Source organism: Aequorivita soesokkakensis (assembly GCF_001641085.1).
In the GTDB taxonomy this organism is placed as follows: domain Bacteria; phylum Bacteroidota; class Bacteroidia; order Flavobacteriales; family Flavobacteriaceae; genus Aequorivita; species Aequorivita soesokkakensis.
Genome location: NZ_LXIE01000023.1, coordinates 132997 through 148367 on the forward strand (window position 1 = coordinate 132997; position 15371 = coordinate 148367).

Below are 15371 nucleotides of genomic sequence, written 5' to 3' on the forward strand. Positions count from 1 at the left end.
CTTCTCAATTTCACTTTTATGACAAAGCCCCGAATTGCCCTTGTCATTGGAATAGTTTGTATTTCCATTTTCCCCATTTTGGTAAAACTTAGCTTGTCGCCGGGTGTTATTTCAGCGTTTTATAGAATGGCGATTGCCGCGGCACTATTGGTTCCATTCAGTATTATTACTGGGAAGCTAAAAATTCCCAATCTTAAAATGTTGGGCCTTACAGTTTTGTGCGGTTTTATTTTTGCTGCCGATGTTGCTGTTTGGAACATCGCCATTCAGGAATCGACCGCAACTCAAGCTACGTTACTCACCAATCTTTCACCAGTCTGGGTAGGGGTTGGTGCGTTTTTCTTCTTAAAAAACAAGCCAACTACTAATTTTTGGATAGGCACGGCAATTGCCATTTTCGGAATGGTAACATTGGTTGGTTTTGGATTTTTCTTAGAACTAGATTTTGATCTGGCCTTTGTTTTTGCAATTCTTTCGGGAGTGTTTTATGCCGTTTATATGTTGCTTAGCAAATATGTGCTTTACGAAGTGGAAGTATTACCATTTATTACCATCAGCACACTTTCGTCGGCTATTTTCTTAGCAATCTTGAGTTATTTTATTGGACAACCTTTTTCAGGATTCAGCAATATGGGATGGTTTGTTTTGGTGGTTCAAGGTGTGGTTTGCCAATTGCTGGCGTGGCTACTTTTGGGCTATGCAACAAAACATATGCGCGCCACGCGGGTTTCCGTTAGTCTTTTGGGACAGGCAGTTTTGACTACTATTTTGGCATGGCTTTTTATTGGCGAAGAAGTAAGTTTACAAATGATTTTGGGCGGAGTTATTCTTTTATTCGGAATTCGAATTACTTTTTATTCGAAGAAACTGTGGTTGAAAAGGTCTTTTAATAACGAAACAATTGATAATGTATAAAAAGAAAGGCCGCCCTTTTGGACGACCTTTTGTAGCAGGTTATTTGCCAGCGGCAAATATTTCCTTTAACTGCTTCACCATACCTCCGTTTCCAGAAACTGTGATCTCACCAATTTTGTCGGCGATGTTTTCCACAAATTCCATTTCCTTCAGTTTGTAAAGCATTTCGTTTTCTTCCATCAATTTGGCAGTGTTCAACAAGCTTCTGGTTGAAGCTGTTTCTTCACGCCTTGTGATTACGTTGGCTTGTGCTTTCTTTTGCGCCACCAAAACTTGGTTCATAATATCCTTCATTTCACCGGTCAAAATTACATCACGGATACCGCAGTTCAATACTGCTACACCCAACTTGGCCGCGGCTGTCTTTGTGTCTTCAAACACAGCTTTCGCAATTTGCGCTTTGTTTTCCAAAAGCTCATCAAGTGTATATGTTCCAACGTAGGAACGCAGCGCGAGCTGCAATGAAACGTACAATTGCTTTTCAAAATCCTTGTTTTCCAGCAACGCTTTCTCAATATCTATAACTTTGTACTGAGTATCAAAGTTGATACGGATTGCGGCTTTGTCTTGGGTCAACAATTCCTGTCCGGCAACTTCAAGTTGCAATTGACGCAAATCTACTTTTGCAATTTTGATGGTAGTGTCGTTCTTCCAAAAACGGTAGGTACCGCTTTCCAAAGTTTTCACATACACATCGTCCACAATAAATACGGCTTTTTCGAAAGCTGCCACTTCAAAAATTCTGATGTATTTGCTCAATTCAGTATTGCTGAAAAGCGCTTTATCAATTTTCTCGGTAATGTAGATTTTGCTCAAATCCACAGTGGTGAATTCGTACTCAACCAAACCTTTCCAAAAAGCATATCTGCCAGATTTCAAAACTTGGCTAAAACGTTCGTTTTTGAAAACCAAAACCAATTCATTATCCTTCACTTCAATTATGTGAAGCATCGTTTTCAAATTTTCGTCTTTTAACAAAAGCTCCAATTCCTTTGGCGTGTTAAAAGCAACCGCCATGCTGCATTGCAGCACCGTTTTGCCAAAACCCAACCAGTGGATTCCTTGAGTGATTACGCCTTGGTAATCACCATTTTTAAAAACCAAACCTACGTTTCCCGCGTTGATTCTTACTCTTTTCATGATTTCTACATTTTTATAATTCAACATTAATTTGACAACGCCCGTCAAGGCATGTCCACTTACTTTTCAAGCTACCGGTGCTGCTTTTGGGTAAGGTTATTTTGGGCGTTTTCTGAAACGCATCTATTTTTCATTAAAGAAAACAGTAAAGGAAAATCATCCTTCCGGCACGGAAATACTGGGAATTTAAAGGGAAATAAATTGGTTTTATGTGAAGGGATTCAGCCGAAAGATTATTCAAAAAAGCGAAAAATCATTTCAAAAGAACCCGATTACAAAAAGCAACTGCTTCCTGTTTTTAAATTTGTCAGTATTTCAAAGTACGTTTGGGACTGTTGTTTAATACCTACAAGGTTTTGAAAACCTTGCAGGAGAATAACAACCGATTTTCCATGTACTCTTTTCATCACAATTTTTCCAACGTGACAGGCTGGTGGTCTGTTTTTAAAAGTTGACCTTCTTTTCTGAATGGTGGATTATGAGTCCACATCCTGCTTTAAAAGAGCAGTGCTCTATCCAACTGAGCTATCCCGATTATGCATCGAGAACCGGATTCGAACCGGTGACACCTACTTCTGTTGTTCTAACCACTGAACTACCTCAAACCAAAATTGAGTGTGGGAGTCGAACCCACGTACACAGAGTGCGATCGTTTTTTGGATAACAACCAATCCTTCAAATCAAGTTGGATATAAACCCGCGATGCATTTCTGCAACGGTTTATACAATGGTGCTATATAGAAACACGCAACAAGACTTGCTTGATAACTTAAATTCCAAATTTCAAAAACCAAATTCCAAAAACTTGAAACCTGAAACCTTCAACTTGAAACCAATTTAGCAGTACCGATGGGACTCGAACCCATACCTTCCCCATAGACAGTGGGGCGTTCTAGCCTTTGAACTACGGTACTATTGTGGGAGCGATAGGATTCGAACCTATTCAGCATATGCAACAGATTTACAGTCTGCCCCGGCTCTCCAACTCCGGCGAACTCCCTTAAAACCGCTCCATTATTTATTGGAGCGGTTTGACTTTTTCTCCTTTCTTTTAGTTTTACTTTTTTTCTTTTCCTTCCTTTTCTTCGGAAGTTTTTTCTTTACTCGTTCTATTTCGTTTTCGGCGAAAGTGATAAAGTGATTGTTCAGGCCTAATTTTAGTCCGCACTTGTATGCTTTCAACGCTTTTTTATTGCATTTTTGCGCTTCAAAAAGTTGACCCTGCAACAGGTTTAGCAATGCTTTGTCCGCACCTTTCAATAGTAATGCGTAGTCCAAAACTTTTTGTGCTTCTTCAAAATCCTCGTTACGAATCAATGTGTAAACGTAATCCGGATAAATTCTTGGAAGCTCCATTTTGCTGGCAACTGCGGCTTCAAAATAATGCTTGGCAGCTTCAAAATCGTTTAATTGATCTGCTTGTAAATTTGCCATTAAGCAAAGTGCCTGCACATTTTTTTCGTCATAAGACAAAGCGTAGTTTAAGGCTTCAATCGCTTCTTCTAAGGCGAAAGGATATGCGTCCAGCGCCTTGAACAAGTAAATATTGTGTGTATTTGTGTCCATTACAGTATGTTATTAATTGTTTTTTCAGAATTGATTCTGAATTCTTTTTTCCACTGTAACGGAAAGGGATACGTCAAAAATTGACATAAAAAAATCCGAAACAGTTTGTCGTGCTTCGGATTTTCATAGTAGCGGTTATTTTCTAACTATAAAATTTCCGAAGCTGGTTCTCTGGTAAATCATCTACCCAGTTTTGTCCTTTTGTAATTGTTAGGTAAAACATAGCTTTTTTAATTATTGTTTATTATTATTTCTATTTTTTATTGTTGCAGTTGAAATTTCTTTCTCTAAAACTGCGGTGCAAATATTAAATGCATTTTTTAATTACACAAATAAAATTTCAATTTATTTTATTGATAATCAAATAGTTATGCTGAATTTAGAATATAGAATTCCTGTTCGGTTTTTCACGAACTTTGAAATAATCCGCAACTTGCTGTCTATCATTTGCTTATTACTCAACTGCTATTTTGGCTTAGATGCTTTTCAAATACAATTAATTTTTAAAAAAAATCCATAAAAAAAGGCACCCGATGTGTCGAGCGCCTGAAATATCTTTTTATATGTGTTAAATCACTTCAAAAAATAATTACATAACGCTCCGTATCGTAAAAATGGATCAACCATTTTGCGATATTCAGACTGACAAATCAGTCCTATTGGTGCATTATGTAAATTTGTGTTTTTCATTGTGGTGCAAATATGCGTTAATTTTTGGCTAATTTCCAAATGTTTAGCAAATGGATTTTATAAATACAATCCGAGTTTTATCTTCCAATAAGGCAATTTTTCTTCAAAATATTCAAAATATGGTTTCAGTACTTCGGGGTTTTCAAGTGTTTTTTCAGCATTTTTTATTTGCTGAATTTCTTCGGAAGAAATAAATTGTGAAAAGTCAAAAGCTTCACCAAGTTGGTGCATTTTTATGAAATGTCCATAAACGGAATCTTCAGAAAGTCCACGTTTTTCAGCTATTTCAGATGGAGAAAGATTTTCTTCCATAAACATTTTATAGCTTCTTTCGTGTGTTGGCAAATCATTTTCCAAAGTATCTAAATGTCGATTGATTACTTTTAGAAAATCATCTGCATATTTCTCAAGCTTTGCCTGTCCAACTCCAGAAACTTCCGCAAATTCTTCCCGATTTCTCGGCTTTTTGAATTCCATGTCTTCCAGCGAGGCATCGCCAAAGACCACAAATGCTGGCTTATTTATTTCTTGTGCCAGTTTTAGGCGCAATTCCCGAAGTTTGTCAAAAAGCTCGGCGCGTTTTCGTGGAGCCCGTTCGGTTTTTACTTTTTCCACTTCTTTAATGATGTTTGCCAATCGTACTTTTTTTCCTTCAAATAAAACCTTTTTGGCTAATGGCGTGAGCAATAATCGACCGTTTTCATGAAAATAAATTTGTAAAACGCCTTGGTTTAAAAGTTGAATGACATACTGCTGCAAGTCGCGCCACGAAATATCTTTTGCGGCGCCGAAGGTTTTGATTTTCTGATATCCTTTGTCGTAAACTTGTGCATTTTGTGAACCCCGAAGAACGTCCAAAACCATTCCTAATGCCTCTTGTTCTTGTAATCGTGCAACGGCAGAGCATACTTTTTGCGCGATTAAAGTTCCGTCAAAATATTTGGGAGGAGTTTTGCAGATATCGCAATTGCCACAATCTTCTGTGATATGTTCCCCAAAATAACCGAGTAAAGCTTTTCTTCTACAACTCAGCGCTTCTGCAAATTGTTGCATCCGTTCGAGTTTCGCTAATTGATAGGTTTCTGTTTCAGAGCCTTCGGCAAATTTTCTGAGCATAATAACATCCGCAAAACTGTAAAAAAGTATGGTATGTGCTGGTAAGCCATCACGTCCGCTCCGGCCAATTTCTTGATAATAGCCATCGATATTTTTAGGCATATTATAGTGGATTACCCAACGCACATTACTTTTGTCGATGCCCATTCCAAAAGCAATTGTTGCAACAATTATTGGAGTTCGATCGTTCAAAAAATTATCTTGAACCGTATTTCTTTCTTCGGAAGTCAAGCCAGCGTGATAGGCTTCAGCTTTGTAACCTTTGGTTTTTAAAGTTGCTGCTAGTTTTTCTGTACTTTTTCTACTCAAACAATAGATGATTCCACTTTCATCGGAATGGTTTTTCAGAAAATCTAAAATCTGCTTGTTGCGGTTTTGACCGGGCCGAACATCTAAATATAAATTGGGTCTATCAAAAGAGGCTATAAAAGTTTTGGCTTCGGGAATTGAAAGTTGTGTTGCAATATCTTCCCGAGTGGCTCGGTCTGCGGTTGCGGTGAGTGCAATCAACGGAACATTTGGAAATTGTTCTTTCAGGCTTTTCAGTTGTGTATATGCTGGTCGAAAATCGTGACCCCAACTGGAAATACAGTGCGCTTCGTCAACGGCAAAAAGACTAACTTTTATTGAATTCAGAATAAAGTTTAACTGCGGTAGACTTTCTGGAGCAACATACAAAAGCTTCAAATCTCCATTTTGAAGATTTTTTAAAACCTGCTGTTGTTCTTCATAAGGTTGGGAACTGTTGAAAAATTCTGCGGAAATACCATTTGCTTTTAATGCATCCACTTGATCTTTCATTAAAGCGATTAGTGGTGAAATGACCATTGTAGTTCCTTCCAAAGCCAAAGCCGGCAATTGAAAACACAATGATTTTCCGCCACCAGTGGGCATAATGGCAATGGTGTCTTTTTGATCAAAAACGTTTTTTATTATCTCTTCTTGATTCGGAAGAAATGTTTCATAACCGAAATGCGTTTTGAGAAGATCCTGAATAGGGTGCTGGGCAGTTGTTTCCATTTTCGTAAAAATAAAGTTTTAAAATTTAAAAAGCCCCCACCAGAAGCGGGGGCTTTGTTAGCCAGTCATTTATTTACTCCCCAGCATGACTAGCTCATTACATACTACCTCGGTTATATATCGTTTATTTCCTTCTTTGTCATCATATGACCTTGAAGTAAGTTTGCCTTCAACAGCAACTTCTTTTCCTTTAGTAACATAATTTTCAATAATTTCAGCGGTTTTCCCCCAGGCCACAATATTATGCCATTGGGTGTCCGTAATCTTTTCCCCTTTTTGATTTTTGTAGGTTTCATTTGTAGCAATACTGAATTTTGCTAATTTCTTTCCTCCATCAAGATTAATGATTTCAGGATCGTTTCCTAAGTTTCCAATCAACTGTACTTTGTTTCTAAGTGTGCTCATGATTTCTAATTTTTATTGTTAAACAATTGATACTATCGAACTTCATTTTATTCGACAGGACAAACTTACATTGGCTTCCAAACTTTAGTTGGTTGTTACATATTTACTTTCGTTTATAGTTGTTTGTAACCGTTTGAAAACGAGTATAATTTTGCAAATCAATAGTTTACATATAATGGTTCATATTTTAAATTTTCGTACTTTCAACTACTGAAGAGTAATTTTTAACAAGCTTGACTTATGAACAGCAACAGATTGGAAGCCTTTAGCGATGGCGTGCTCGCCATTATAATTACAATTATGGTTTTGGAACTAAAGGTGCCACACGGAACCGATTTGGCATCGCTAACACCTGTTTTACCCGTGTTTTTAAGTTATATTCTTAGTTTTATTTATGTGGGAATTTATTGGAATAACCACCATCATATGATGCACGCCGTAGAAAAGGTAAGCGGAGGAATTCTTTGGGCTAATCTTCACTTGTTGTTTTGGCTATCGCTTATTCCTTTCGTGACGGGTTGGGTAGGTGAAAATCATTTTGCAGAGCTTCCGATGGCGCTTTATGGAGTTGTGCTTCTGATGGCGGCAATTGCATATTTTATTCTTCAGAATAGAATTTTAGCCTTACAGGGAAAAGATTCGTTGTTGGCAAAAGCATTGGGAAAAGATATAAAAGGAAAAGCTTCGCCAATAATTTATATTGTAGCAATTATTGCTTCTTTTTATAGCCCTTGGACCGCTGGAGCACTCTATATTTTAGTGGCTTTAATATGGTTGATTCCCGATAAAAGGATAGAAATTATTTTTAGGGAAAACGAATAATTACCAAGTTTGCCCTTTTAGTGCCATAGCTGCGCGCAACACATCACTTTGACTTATCTGCCCAGCTAATTTGCCATTTTCTAAAATTGGGAAACGACGGTGTTTAGATTCCAAAAATTTGTTTGCAGCATCCAGCACGTTCATTTCACCGTCAATGGTATCCACATTTTTGATCATATGCTGCTCTACTTTCACATCTTCCATGGGGTGGTTGTGATAGCGGGAATCGCTGAGCTGTTTCATACAATCACCTTCGGAAATAATTCCGACTAATTCATTTTTATCGTTAACTACGGGGCCGCCAGAAATCCTTTTCTTTAAAAGCACTTCCATAACTTCCAAAATAGACTGTTCTGGCCTGAAAGTGGTTAGATTACGAGTCATATAATCGGAGACCTTTATTTTTTCCGAAGAACCTTTTTGGGGCTTTGCCCTTCTGCCAATAAAACTTTTAATTCCCATAATATCAAATTTTTGCGAACTTCTAAGATAAACAATTTTATCAAACCGCAGAAATCTATGTATTGCTCAGAAAAATTCCTTCCGATTAAAATTGTATTTTTAACAACTTAAACTTCCCAACCATGAAAAAACTTGGCGCTGTCCTTTCGCTCTTGCTGATTATTGCATTGGTATTTTACAGTTTTTTCGGATTGACGCCCCATTACGATGGAGATGAAACGGCTCCCGCCACTAAATTTTCTGTAGATAGAGCACTGCAGCCTTTAAGCGAAATTTCAAAGAAACCTCATTATTTAGGCTCTGAGGGACACGAAGAAGTTCGTGAATTTTTGATTTCGGAATTGCGAAAATTAGGTCTCGACCCACACATTCAAAAAGGGTTTAGCCTCAACCCAGAATCGAAAACACTGGACAAACCAATCAACATCGTTGCCAGAATAAAAGGAACTGGGGAAGGAAAAGCATTGTTATTGCTTTCACATTACGATAGCGCCCTGGTTCCATCTTTTGGCGCAAGCGATGCCGGAAGTGGCTTGGTTACAATTTTAGAAAGTGTCCGTGCTTTTTTGGCTTCAACGGAACAACCTAAAAACGATATTATAATTCTTTTTTCCGATGCCGAAGAAATTGGATTGGACGGAGCCAAACTTTTTGTGAACCAACATCCATGGGCAAAAAATGTAGGGTTGGTACTCAATTTTGAAGCGCGCGGAAGCAGTGGCGCAAGCAATATGATTTTGGAAACCAATGGAGGAAATTCTGCACTAGTGAAGGAATTCATTGAAGCAAATCCAGATTTTCCGGTGGCTTCTTCGTTGATGTACAGCGTTTACAAAATGTTGCCAAACGATACCGATTCTACGATTTTTAGGGAAGATGGCAATGCTGAAAGTTTTTTCTTTGCTTTTATTGACAGTCATTTTAACTATCATACTGCCAACGATACTTTTCATAATTTAAGCCGAAACAGCCTCGCCCATCAAGGTAGCTATCTGCTTCCGCTAATCCATTATTTTGCAAATGCTGATCTTTCAAAATTGAAGTCAAAAACGGACGATGTTTATGTAAACCTCCCGTTGTTGAAAATGATAAGCTATCCGTTTTCGTGGATTTTGCCCATGCTTATTTTGGCAACGTTACTTTTTTTATTTCTAATTTATTACGGACTTTACAGAAGAAAACTAAACGGGAAAATGATGGCGTTGGGTTTTGCGCCGTTTTCGCTTTCCTTGATTGTTTGCGGACTTATTGGGCTATTTTGCTGGAAATTGATTTTAATTCTTTATCCGCAATATGCCGAAATCCAACAAGGTTTCACTTATAATGGTCATTGGTATATTGCTTTTTTCGTTTTTCTTTCGTTGACAATTACGTTTGCTATTTATAAAAAATTCACCCAAAAATTCAAAGAACCATCTTTTTATGTGGCGCCGTTATTATTCTGGTTATTGATAAACATTGCTGTTTTTATAATCTTGAAAGGTGCGGCATTTTTCATCATTCCTGTATTTTTTGGGCTTTTGTCATTTTTTGTAATGCTTCGGCAGGAACGGCCCAATCTTTTGGCAATGGCGCTTTTGGCGGCTCCGGCATTGTTTGTTTTTGCGCCTCTTATCCAGTTTTTCCCCGTGGGACTTGGTTTAAAAATGCTTGTGGTTAGTTGTGCTTTCACAGTTTTGCTTTTTGGATTATTATGGCCTGTTTTCGGATATTATAAAATGAAAGGCTTGCTTTCCGTACTTTGTTTATTGCTCGCTGCTTTTTTCTTCATAAAAGCGCATTCAAAAAGTGATTTTTCCGAAGAACGAAAAAAACCAAACAGCCTTGTTTACTATAAAGATGCCGATACCGACAAAACCTATTGGCTAACCTACGACAAACAACTTGACGATTGGACACAACAATACGTAGGCGAAAATCCCGAAACCGCAACTCCTGCATTGGCCGAAGCGCCTTATAATAAATATGGTTCTCAATACAGTTATTGGGCAATAGCCCCCGAAAAGAACATTCCAGATTTTGAAGTTATTTTGGAAAAAGATACAGTGGTTGCAAACCTTCGAAATGTGAATTTTACTATTGTTCCAAAAAGAAATGTAAACAAAATTGATTTATACAGCGATCAATTTATTTCTTTTGATTCTTTGGAATTCAATGGGCTAAAAGCACCACTTTACGCTAAAAAATCCAAAGATTACCGCGGAACAAAAAATAATGCGCTTATCAATTATTACGTTTCAGAAAACGATTCCTTGAAAGTGCATTTTTCTGTGGAAAAGAATGTTTCGGTTTCTTTTAAAGTGATGGAATATTCATTCGATTTAATGACCGATCCACAATTTAATATTTCTAAAAGGACAGATTACACGATGCCAAAACCGTTCGTCATTACAGATGCGGTTGCTGTGAAACGTACATTTTCCGTAGATTCCCTGAGAATGAAAATTGTAGATACAATTAATACCAATCCAGAAATTATTTTGAATGATTAATAAAACAATTGCCATTGCTGGTCTTGGTTGGCTTGGACAGCCTTTAGCGTACAGATTAGTTACTTTGGGCTATACCGTAAAAGGCTCGGTAACTAGTATTGCAAAGGCAACTTTGCTCCAACAAAATGGTTTTGAAACCTATCCCTTGGAAATTTCGGAAAAAGGAATTGACGGCGAAATCAATGCGTTACTAAATAATGTGGATTGCTTAATAATAATGATTCCACCGGGACTTCGGAAAAATACGGGAGCCGATTATGTTTTGAAAATGGTGCATTTGCTGGAAGCAATAAAGCAATCTTCGGTTTCAAAAATTATTTTGGTAAGCAGTACTTCGGTGTATAATGATTTACAGGGGAATGTAACCGAAAAAGACGTCCCAAAGCCCGAAACCATTTCTGGAAAACAATTGCGGCAAGTGGAAGAATTATTCTTCAATTCGGAAGGATTACAGACTACAATTGTGCGTTTTGGAGGCTTGATTGGCGGTAGCCGACAGCCTGCAAAGTATTTAGCGGGGCGAAAAGATTTGACAGATGGCAACGCTCCTGTAAATTTGATTCATCGGGATGATTGCATTTCAATTTTAGTTGAAATTTTAAAACAGGATGCCGTCGGGAAAGTATTTAACGCAGTAAATCCGAACCACCCCACAAAAGCGGATTATTATATTCAAAAGACAAAAGAGCTTAATTTGCAACCGCCGACTTTTGCGGAAGCAGATGCAAACGAAATTTTCAAACAAGTAGATTCTGAGAATTTGAAAGCTGTTTTAAATTATACTTTTAAAACTTCTATATAAATAAAAAAGGAGCCTTTTACAGCTCCTTTTAATTTCTAGAAAATGTCAGGCTGAGCGCAGTCGAAGCCGAATGATTTGAAATACAAAGCATTTCGACTGCGCTCAATGTGACAATTGGAAAACTACCAAATACGCACTCGGTCTTCTGGTGCAAGGTACATTGGGTCGCCTTCCTTAATATCAAAAGCTTCGTAGAATGCATCAACATTCAGCAAGGGTTGTGTAGCACGAACCATTCCAGGAGAATGTGGATCTGTTTTCACTTGGTTGCGAAGCGCCTCTTCACGAGATTTTGTACGCCAAACCGTTGCCCAGCTCATAAAGAAACGTTGTTCTGGCGTGAAACCGTCAATGTTATCAGGACGTCCGTTTTCTTTGTAAAAACGTTGCAAACCATCATAAGCACCAAGCACGCCACCAAGGTCACCAATGTTTTCACCTAAAGTGAATTTTCCGTTGATGTAAACACTATCTAAAACCGCTATATTGCTGTATTGATCGGCAAGTTTATTGCCGCGTTCGGTAAAGTTTTCAAGATCTTTGTCTGTCCACCAGTTCACCAAGTTTCCATTTGCGTCAAAACGCGAACCACTGTCATCAAAAGCGTGCGAAATCTCGTGACCGATTACTGCGCCAATTCCACCATAATTTACAGCTTCGTCTGCTTTATAATCATAGAAAGGTGGTTGAAGAATTGCTGCTGGGAAAACGATTTCGTTATTAAATGGATTGAAATATGCATTCACAGTTTGTGGGCTCATTCCCCATTCTGTACGATCTACAGGCTCGTCAATTTTATCAAGATTATCCCTAAAATTCCATGTTTGCACCGCAACCATATTGTCATAATAGGTATTGCCTGGCTTCACTTCCATAGAAGAATAATCTTTCCACTTGTCTGGATATCCAATTTTCACAGTGAATTTGTCCAGCTTTTCGATGGCTTTCACTTTCGTGCTGTCGCTCATCCAAGACAAAGCGTTGATGCGGTCTTTGTAGGCTGCAATTACATTATCAATCATTGTTTCCGCTTTTTGTTTTGCTTCCGGCGGGAACATTTCATCTACATATAATTTACCCAAAGCTTCGCCAACACTTCCGTTAACGGTGGCAAGGGCACGTTCGGTAGCGGGTTTTTGTTTTTTGGTGCCTTTAAGCGTAGTTTCATAAAAATCAAAACTAGCTCTGTCAATATCGGTTGTTAACATTCCGGTAGCGCTGTTTAAGGTTGACCAACGCATTACGGTTTTCCAAGTCTCAAAATCTGGTTTTGCAAACATTTGTTTCAATGTTTCCATATATTTTGGTTGCATCACGATAACGGTGTCCATTTTTTTGGTAACGCCCATTCCTTTGAAAACCTCTTTCCACTGGAGTTGTGGAAGCATTTTTTGTAATTCGGCAATGCTTCGTGGATTGTTGAAGTTTCTAAAATCACGGCTCGCAACCTTATCTAATCTTGGTTCTGCAAGTTTTGTTTCAAAAGCAAGAATGGTTTCAGCTTGTTTGCGGGCAGACTCTTCAGAATCGCCTAAAAATTGAAGCATACGGGTAATATAATCCACATACTGCTGACGGATTTTTACAGAAGCTGGATCTGTATTAGTATAAAAATCACGGTCAGGAAGGCCTAAACCGCCTGGAGTGATATATGCCGAGTTCATCGCGCTGTTACTTGGGTTTGAAAAAGCAGCAAGACCCAAAAACGGTTGTGAAACGGCAACGGCATCTTCACTCATCAATTTTTGAAAATCTTCCATATTTTGTACGGCAGCAATTTTTTCAAGTATGGGTTTTAAAGGCTCTACGCCCGCTTTATTTCTAGAAACAGAATCCAATTGTGATTCATAAATCATCAAAGCTTTTGCTTGATCTGTGTCTGGAGCGTATTTTCCGCTTTCTTTTGCTTTTGACAAAATGTTAAGCATATCTGCATCCGTCTTTTTTCTTAGGATGGTGAATCCAGCCCAACTGGTTTGGTCATCTGGAATCTCATTGTTTTTCATCCAGTTCCCATTTACATAATTGTAAAAATCTGCTTTTGGACTTACCGTGGTGTCCATGTTTGCAAGAATAATCCCGTGTGGTTCAGTGTCAGCAACAGCCACATCAGTTTTTTCTTTACAAGCGGTTGCGGCTACTGCAATGACTGCAAAAGCCAGAACAGGTTTTAAAAAATTAGTCTTCATTTTATGGTTTTTGATTATTGTATTTATTGTTTGAATTTATAAGAAATTATAAGTAACTTTTTTCCTGTGTTTGTTACACTTTTTTCTTGTTTTTGTCCTGAAGTTCTAAATTCATTATTGAATCTTTGTACCGCTGTTGTTTTTTCAGTTCGGTTTCTTCGTCTTCTTTTCTTTGGAAATCTATATTGTCTTTCTGGAATTTTTCGTTCAGTTGTGTTATTAAATTCTTTACGGCAATATTCATCTCTATCACTGAATTTTGGATTTTGGAAGAATCAATAATAGATTGGTGCGCTGTTTGGAACAGCAATTCCGTTCTGGTTTTTAAAACCAATAACCTACTGTTTATGGGTTTTGTGTTCAAAGTGTCGGGAATATTTTTGAAAAGCGAATCTGAATATTCCTTCATGCGCTCAGAGTGGTTTCGCAACGCTTCGTAATTGCTACCGTTTACGTTTTTTGCTTCAGAAAAGAAATCTTCCAGCACGCCCCAATGCACCGCCTGTTCTTTTGCAGGGGCCGAAAGCTCGGGGAAATTATAATCTTTGTAACCGAAAATAATGGAAGAATCGTTGGCAGATTCTGGGTTTTGGTTTTCTTCGGAAGAATTCCCGCAGGAAAAAATAAATCCGCAGAGAACAGAAAGTAAAATTATAAATCTCATAAAAATCTTAAAAGGCGCACAAAGATACTGGTTATTAACCAAATGGCGCATAATATTTTTTAACTTTAAAAGAAGTGATAATCCGTATATTTACACTTCATTTTTGAAAAAGTAAAATATGAAAAAACGAATTTTGATCATTGGCGCCTGCGGACAAATTGGGACGGAATTAACGGTTTATTTACGTAGCAAATTCGGGAAACACAAAGTGATTGCCAGCGACATTCGCGAAGGCGATGAGGAATTGATGAAAAGTGGCCCGTTTGAAATTCTGGACGCCATGGATTATGACGCCGTTGAAGAAGTGGTAATGCGTCACGAAATTACGGATGTTTATTTAATGGCCGCCATGCTTTCCGCCACAGCTGAAAAATTCCCTATGAAAGGCTGGAACCTGAATATGAATTCGCTTTTTCACGTTTTAAATTTGGCAAAGGACAAAAAAATTGAAAAGATATTCTGGCCTTCAAGCATTGCGGTTTTTGGCCCCACAACGCCCAAAACAGACACCCCGCAGCGCACCGTGATGGAACCAAGCACTGTTTACGGAATAAGCAAACAAACTGGCGAACGCTGGTGTGAGTATTATTTTAACCGTTATGGAGTAGATGTCCGCAGCATCCGTTATCCAGGTTTAATTAGTTATAAAACGCTCCCGGGAGGTGGTACGACAGATTATGCGATTGATATTTACCATAAAGCCATAAAGCATAAAAAATATATTTGCTTCCTAAATTCTGAAACTACCTTGCCGATGATGTTTATGGACGATGCCATTAGGGCGACTACAAATATAATGGAAGCTCCGGCTGAAAATATTAAGATACGCAGTTCATACAATCTTGCAGCAATAAGTTTTAATCCAGAGGAAATTACGGCAAGCATCCAAAAGCATATTCCTGAATTTAAAATTAGCTACGAGCCAGATTTTAGGCAAGCCATTGCAGATAGTTGGCCCCAGAGCATAAATGATAGTGATGCTAGAAACGATTGGGGTTGGGGGCATAAAATTGAATTGGATGAAATGACCAATATTATGCTTGAGAACTTAGGTAAAAAATAGGCTGCAAAAGTTAAAGATTAACTAT

Annotated in this window: 12 protein-coding genes and 3 tRNA genes; 5 read left to right on the forward strand and 10 right to left on the reverse strand. The window is 38.0% G+C overall.

Translation table 11 applies throughout. The features are described 5' to 3' along the window. Positions 1–18: 18 nt before the first annotated feature. Positions 19–915 (forward strand): DMT family transporter, encoded by an 897-nt coding sequence (locus tag A7A78_RS09195; RefSeq protein ID WP_068762164.1) that lies wholly within the window; start codon positions 19–21, stop codon positions 913–915. 39 nt (positions 916–954) lie between these two features. On the opposite strand, the gene A7A78_RS09200 is transcribed toward A7A78_RS09195, so the two are convergent. The 7 genes from A7A78_RS09200 to A7A78_RS09235 form a co-directional block, all read right to left on the reverse strand. Further along, on the reverse strand, positions 955–2055 hold the full coding sequence (locus tag A7A78_RS09200) for a slipin family protein (protein ID WP_068762277.1): 1101 nt from the start codon (positions 2053–2055) through the stop codon (positions 955–957). A gap of 540 nt (positions 2056–2595) precedes the next feature. After that, positions 2596–2655, reverse strand: a tRNA-OTHER gene (locus tag A7A78_RS09210). A 241-nt stretch (positions 2656–2896) separates the two neighbouring features. Further along, positions 2897–2969 (reverse strand) — tRNA-Asp (locus tag A7A78_RS09215). 4 nt (positions 2970–2973) lie between these two features. Further along, positions 2974–3055: transfer RNA gene (locus tag A7A78_RS09220), tRNA-Tyr, on the reverse strand. 14 nt (positions 3056–3069) lie between these two features. Continuing rightward, positions 3070–3621, reverse strand: coding sequence for a hypothetical protein (locus tag A7A78_RS09225; protein WP_068762166.1), 552 nt, complete (start codon positions 3619–3621; stop codon positions 3070–3072). 747 nt (positions 3622–4368) lie between these two features. Continuing rightward, on the reverse strand, positions 4369–6447 hold the full coding sequence (gene recQ, locus A7A78_RS09230) for a DNA helicase RecQ (protein WP_068762167.1): 2079 nt from the start codon (positions 6445–6447) through the stop codon (positions 4369–4371). A gap of 69 nt (positions 6448–6516) precedes the next feature. Further along, on the reverse strand, positions 6517–6852 hold the full coding sequence (locus tag A7A78_RS09235) for a single-stranded DNA-binding protein (protein ID WP_068762168.1): 336 nt from the start codon (positions 6850–6852) through the stop codon (positions 6517–6519). 240 nt (positions 6853–7092) lie between these two features. Between A7A78_RS09235 and A7A78_RS09240 the strand changes: the two genes are divergently transcribed. Then, entirely contained in the window at positions 7093–7674 is a 582-nt protein-coding gene (locus A7A78_RS09240) for a TMEM175 family protein (protein ID WP_068762169.1), read from the forward strand. Here A7A78_RS09240 and A7A78_RS09245 read toward each other — a convergent pair whose 3' ends face one another. Continuing rightward, the gene (locus tag A7A78_RS09245) at positions 7675–8136 is read right to left on the reverse strand and encodes a CBS domain-containing protein (RefSeq protein ID WP_068762170.1); all 462 of its coding nucleotides are present in this window, start codon (positions 8134–8136) and stop codon (positions 7675–7677) included. A gap of 122 nt (positions 8137–8258) precedes the next feature. On the opposite strand from A7A78_RS09245, the gene A7A78_RS09250 reads away from it, so the two are divergent. Together A7A78_RS09250 and A7A78_RS09255 are read left to right on the forward strand one after the other, a co-directional pair. Next, positions 8259–10628, forward strand: a complete 2370-nt coding sequence (locus A7A78_RS09250; protein ID WP_068762171.1) for a M28 family peptidase — start codon at positions 8259–8261, stop codon at positions 10626–10628. Beyond that, positions 10621–11430 (forward strand): NAD(P)H-binding protein, encoded by an 810-nt coding sequence (locus A7A78_RS09255; RefSeq protein ID WP_068762172.1) that lies wholly within the window; start codon positions 10621–10623, stop codon positions 11428–11430. The genes A7A78_RS09250 and A7A78_RS09255 overlap by 8 nt, the downstream gene beginning before the upstream one ends. 122 nt (positions 11431–11552) lie before the next feature. Here A7A78_RS09255 and A7A78_RS09260 read toward each other — a convergent pair whose 3' ends face one another. Next, positions 11553–13619: a M13 family metallopeptidase gene (locus A7A78_RS09260; protein ID WP_068762173.1), complete on the reverse strand. Its 2067-nt coding sequence runs from the start codon at positions 13617–13619 to the stop codon at positions 11553–11555. A gap of 73 nt (positions 13620–13692) precedes the next feature. Beyond that, positions 13693–14283 carry a hypothetical protein gene (locus A7A78_RS09265; protein ID WP_068762174.1) on the reverse strand — a complete coding sequence of 197 codons (591 nt, stop codon included), beginning with the start codon at positions 14281–14283 and terminating at the stop codon, positions 13693–13695. Between the two features lie 118 nt (positions 14284–14401). Between A7A78_RS09265 and A7A78_RS09270 the strand changes: the two genes are divergently transcribed. Continuing rightward, positions 14402–15346: an NAD-dependent epimerase/dehydratase family protein gene (locus tag A7A78_RS09270; RefSeq protein WP_068762175.1), complete on the forward strand. Its 945-nt coding sequence runs from the start codon at positions 14402–14404 to the stop codon at positions 15344–15346. Positions 15347–15371: the final 25 nt, after the last annotated feature.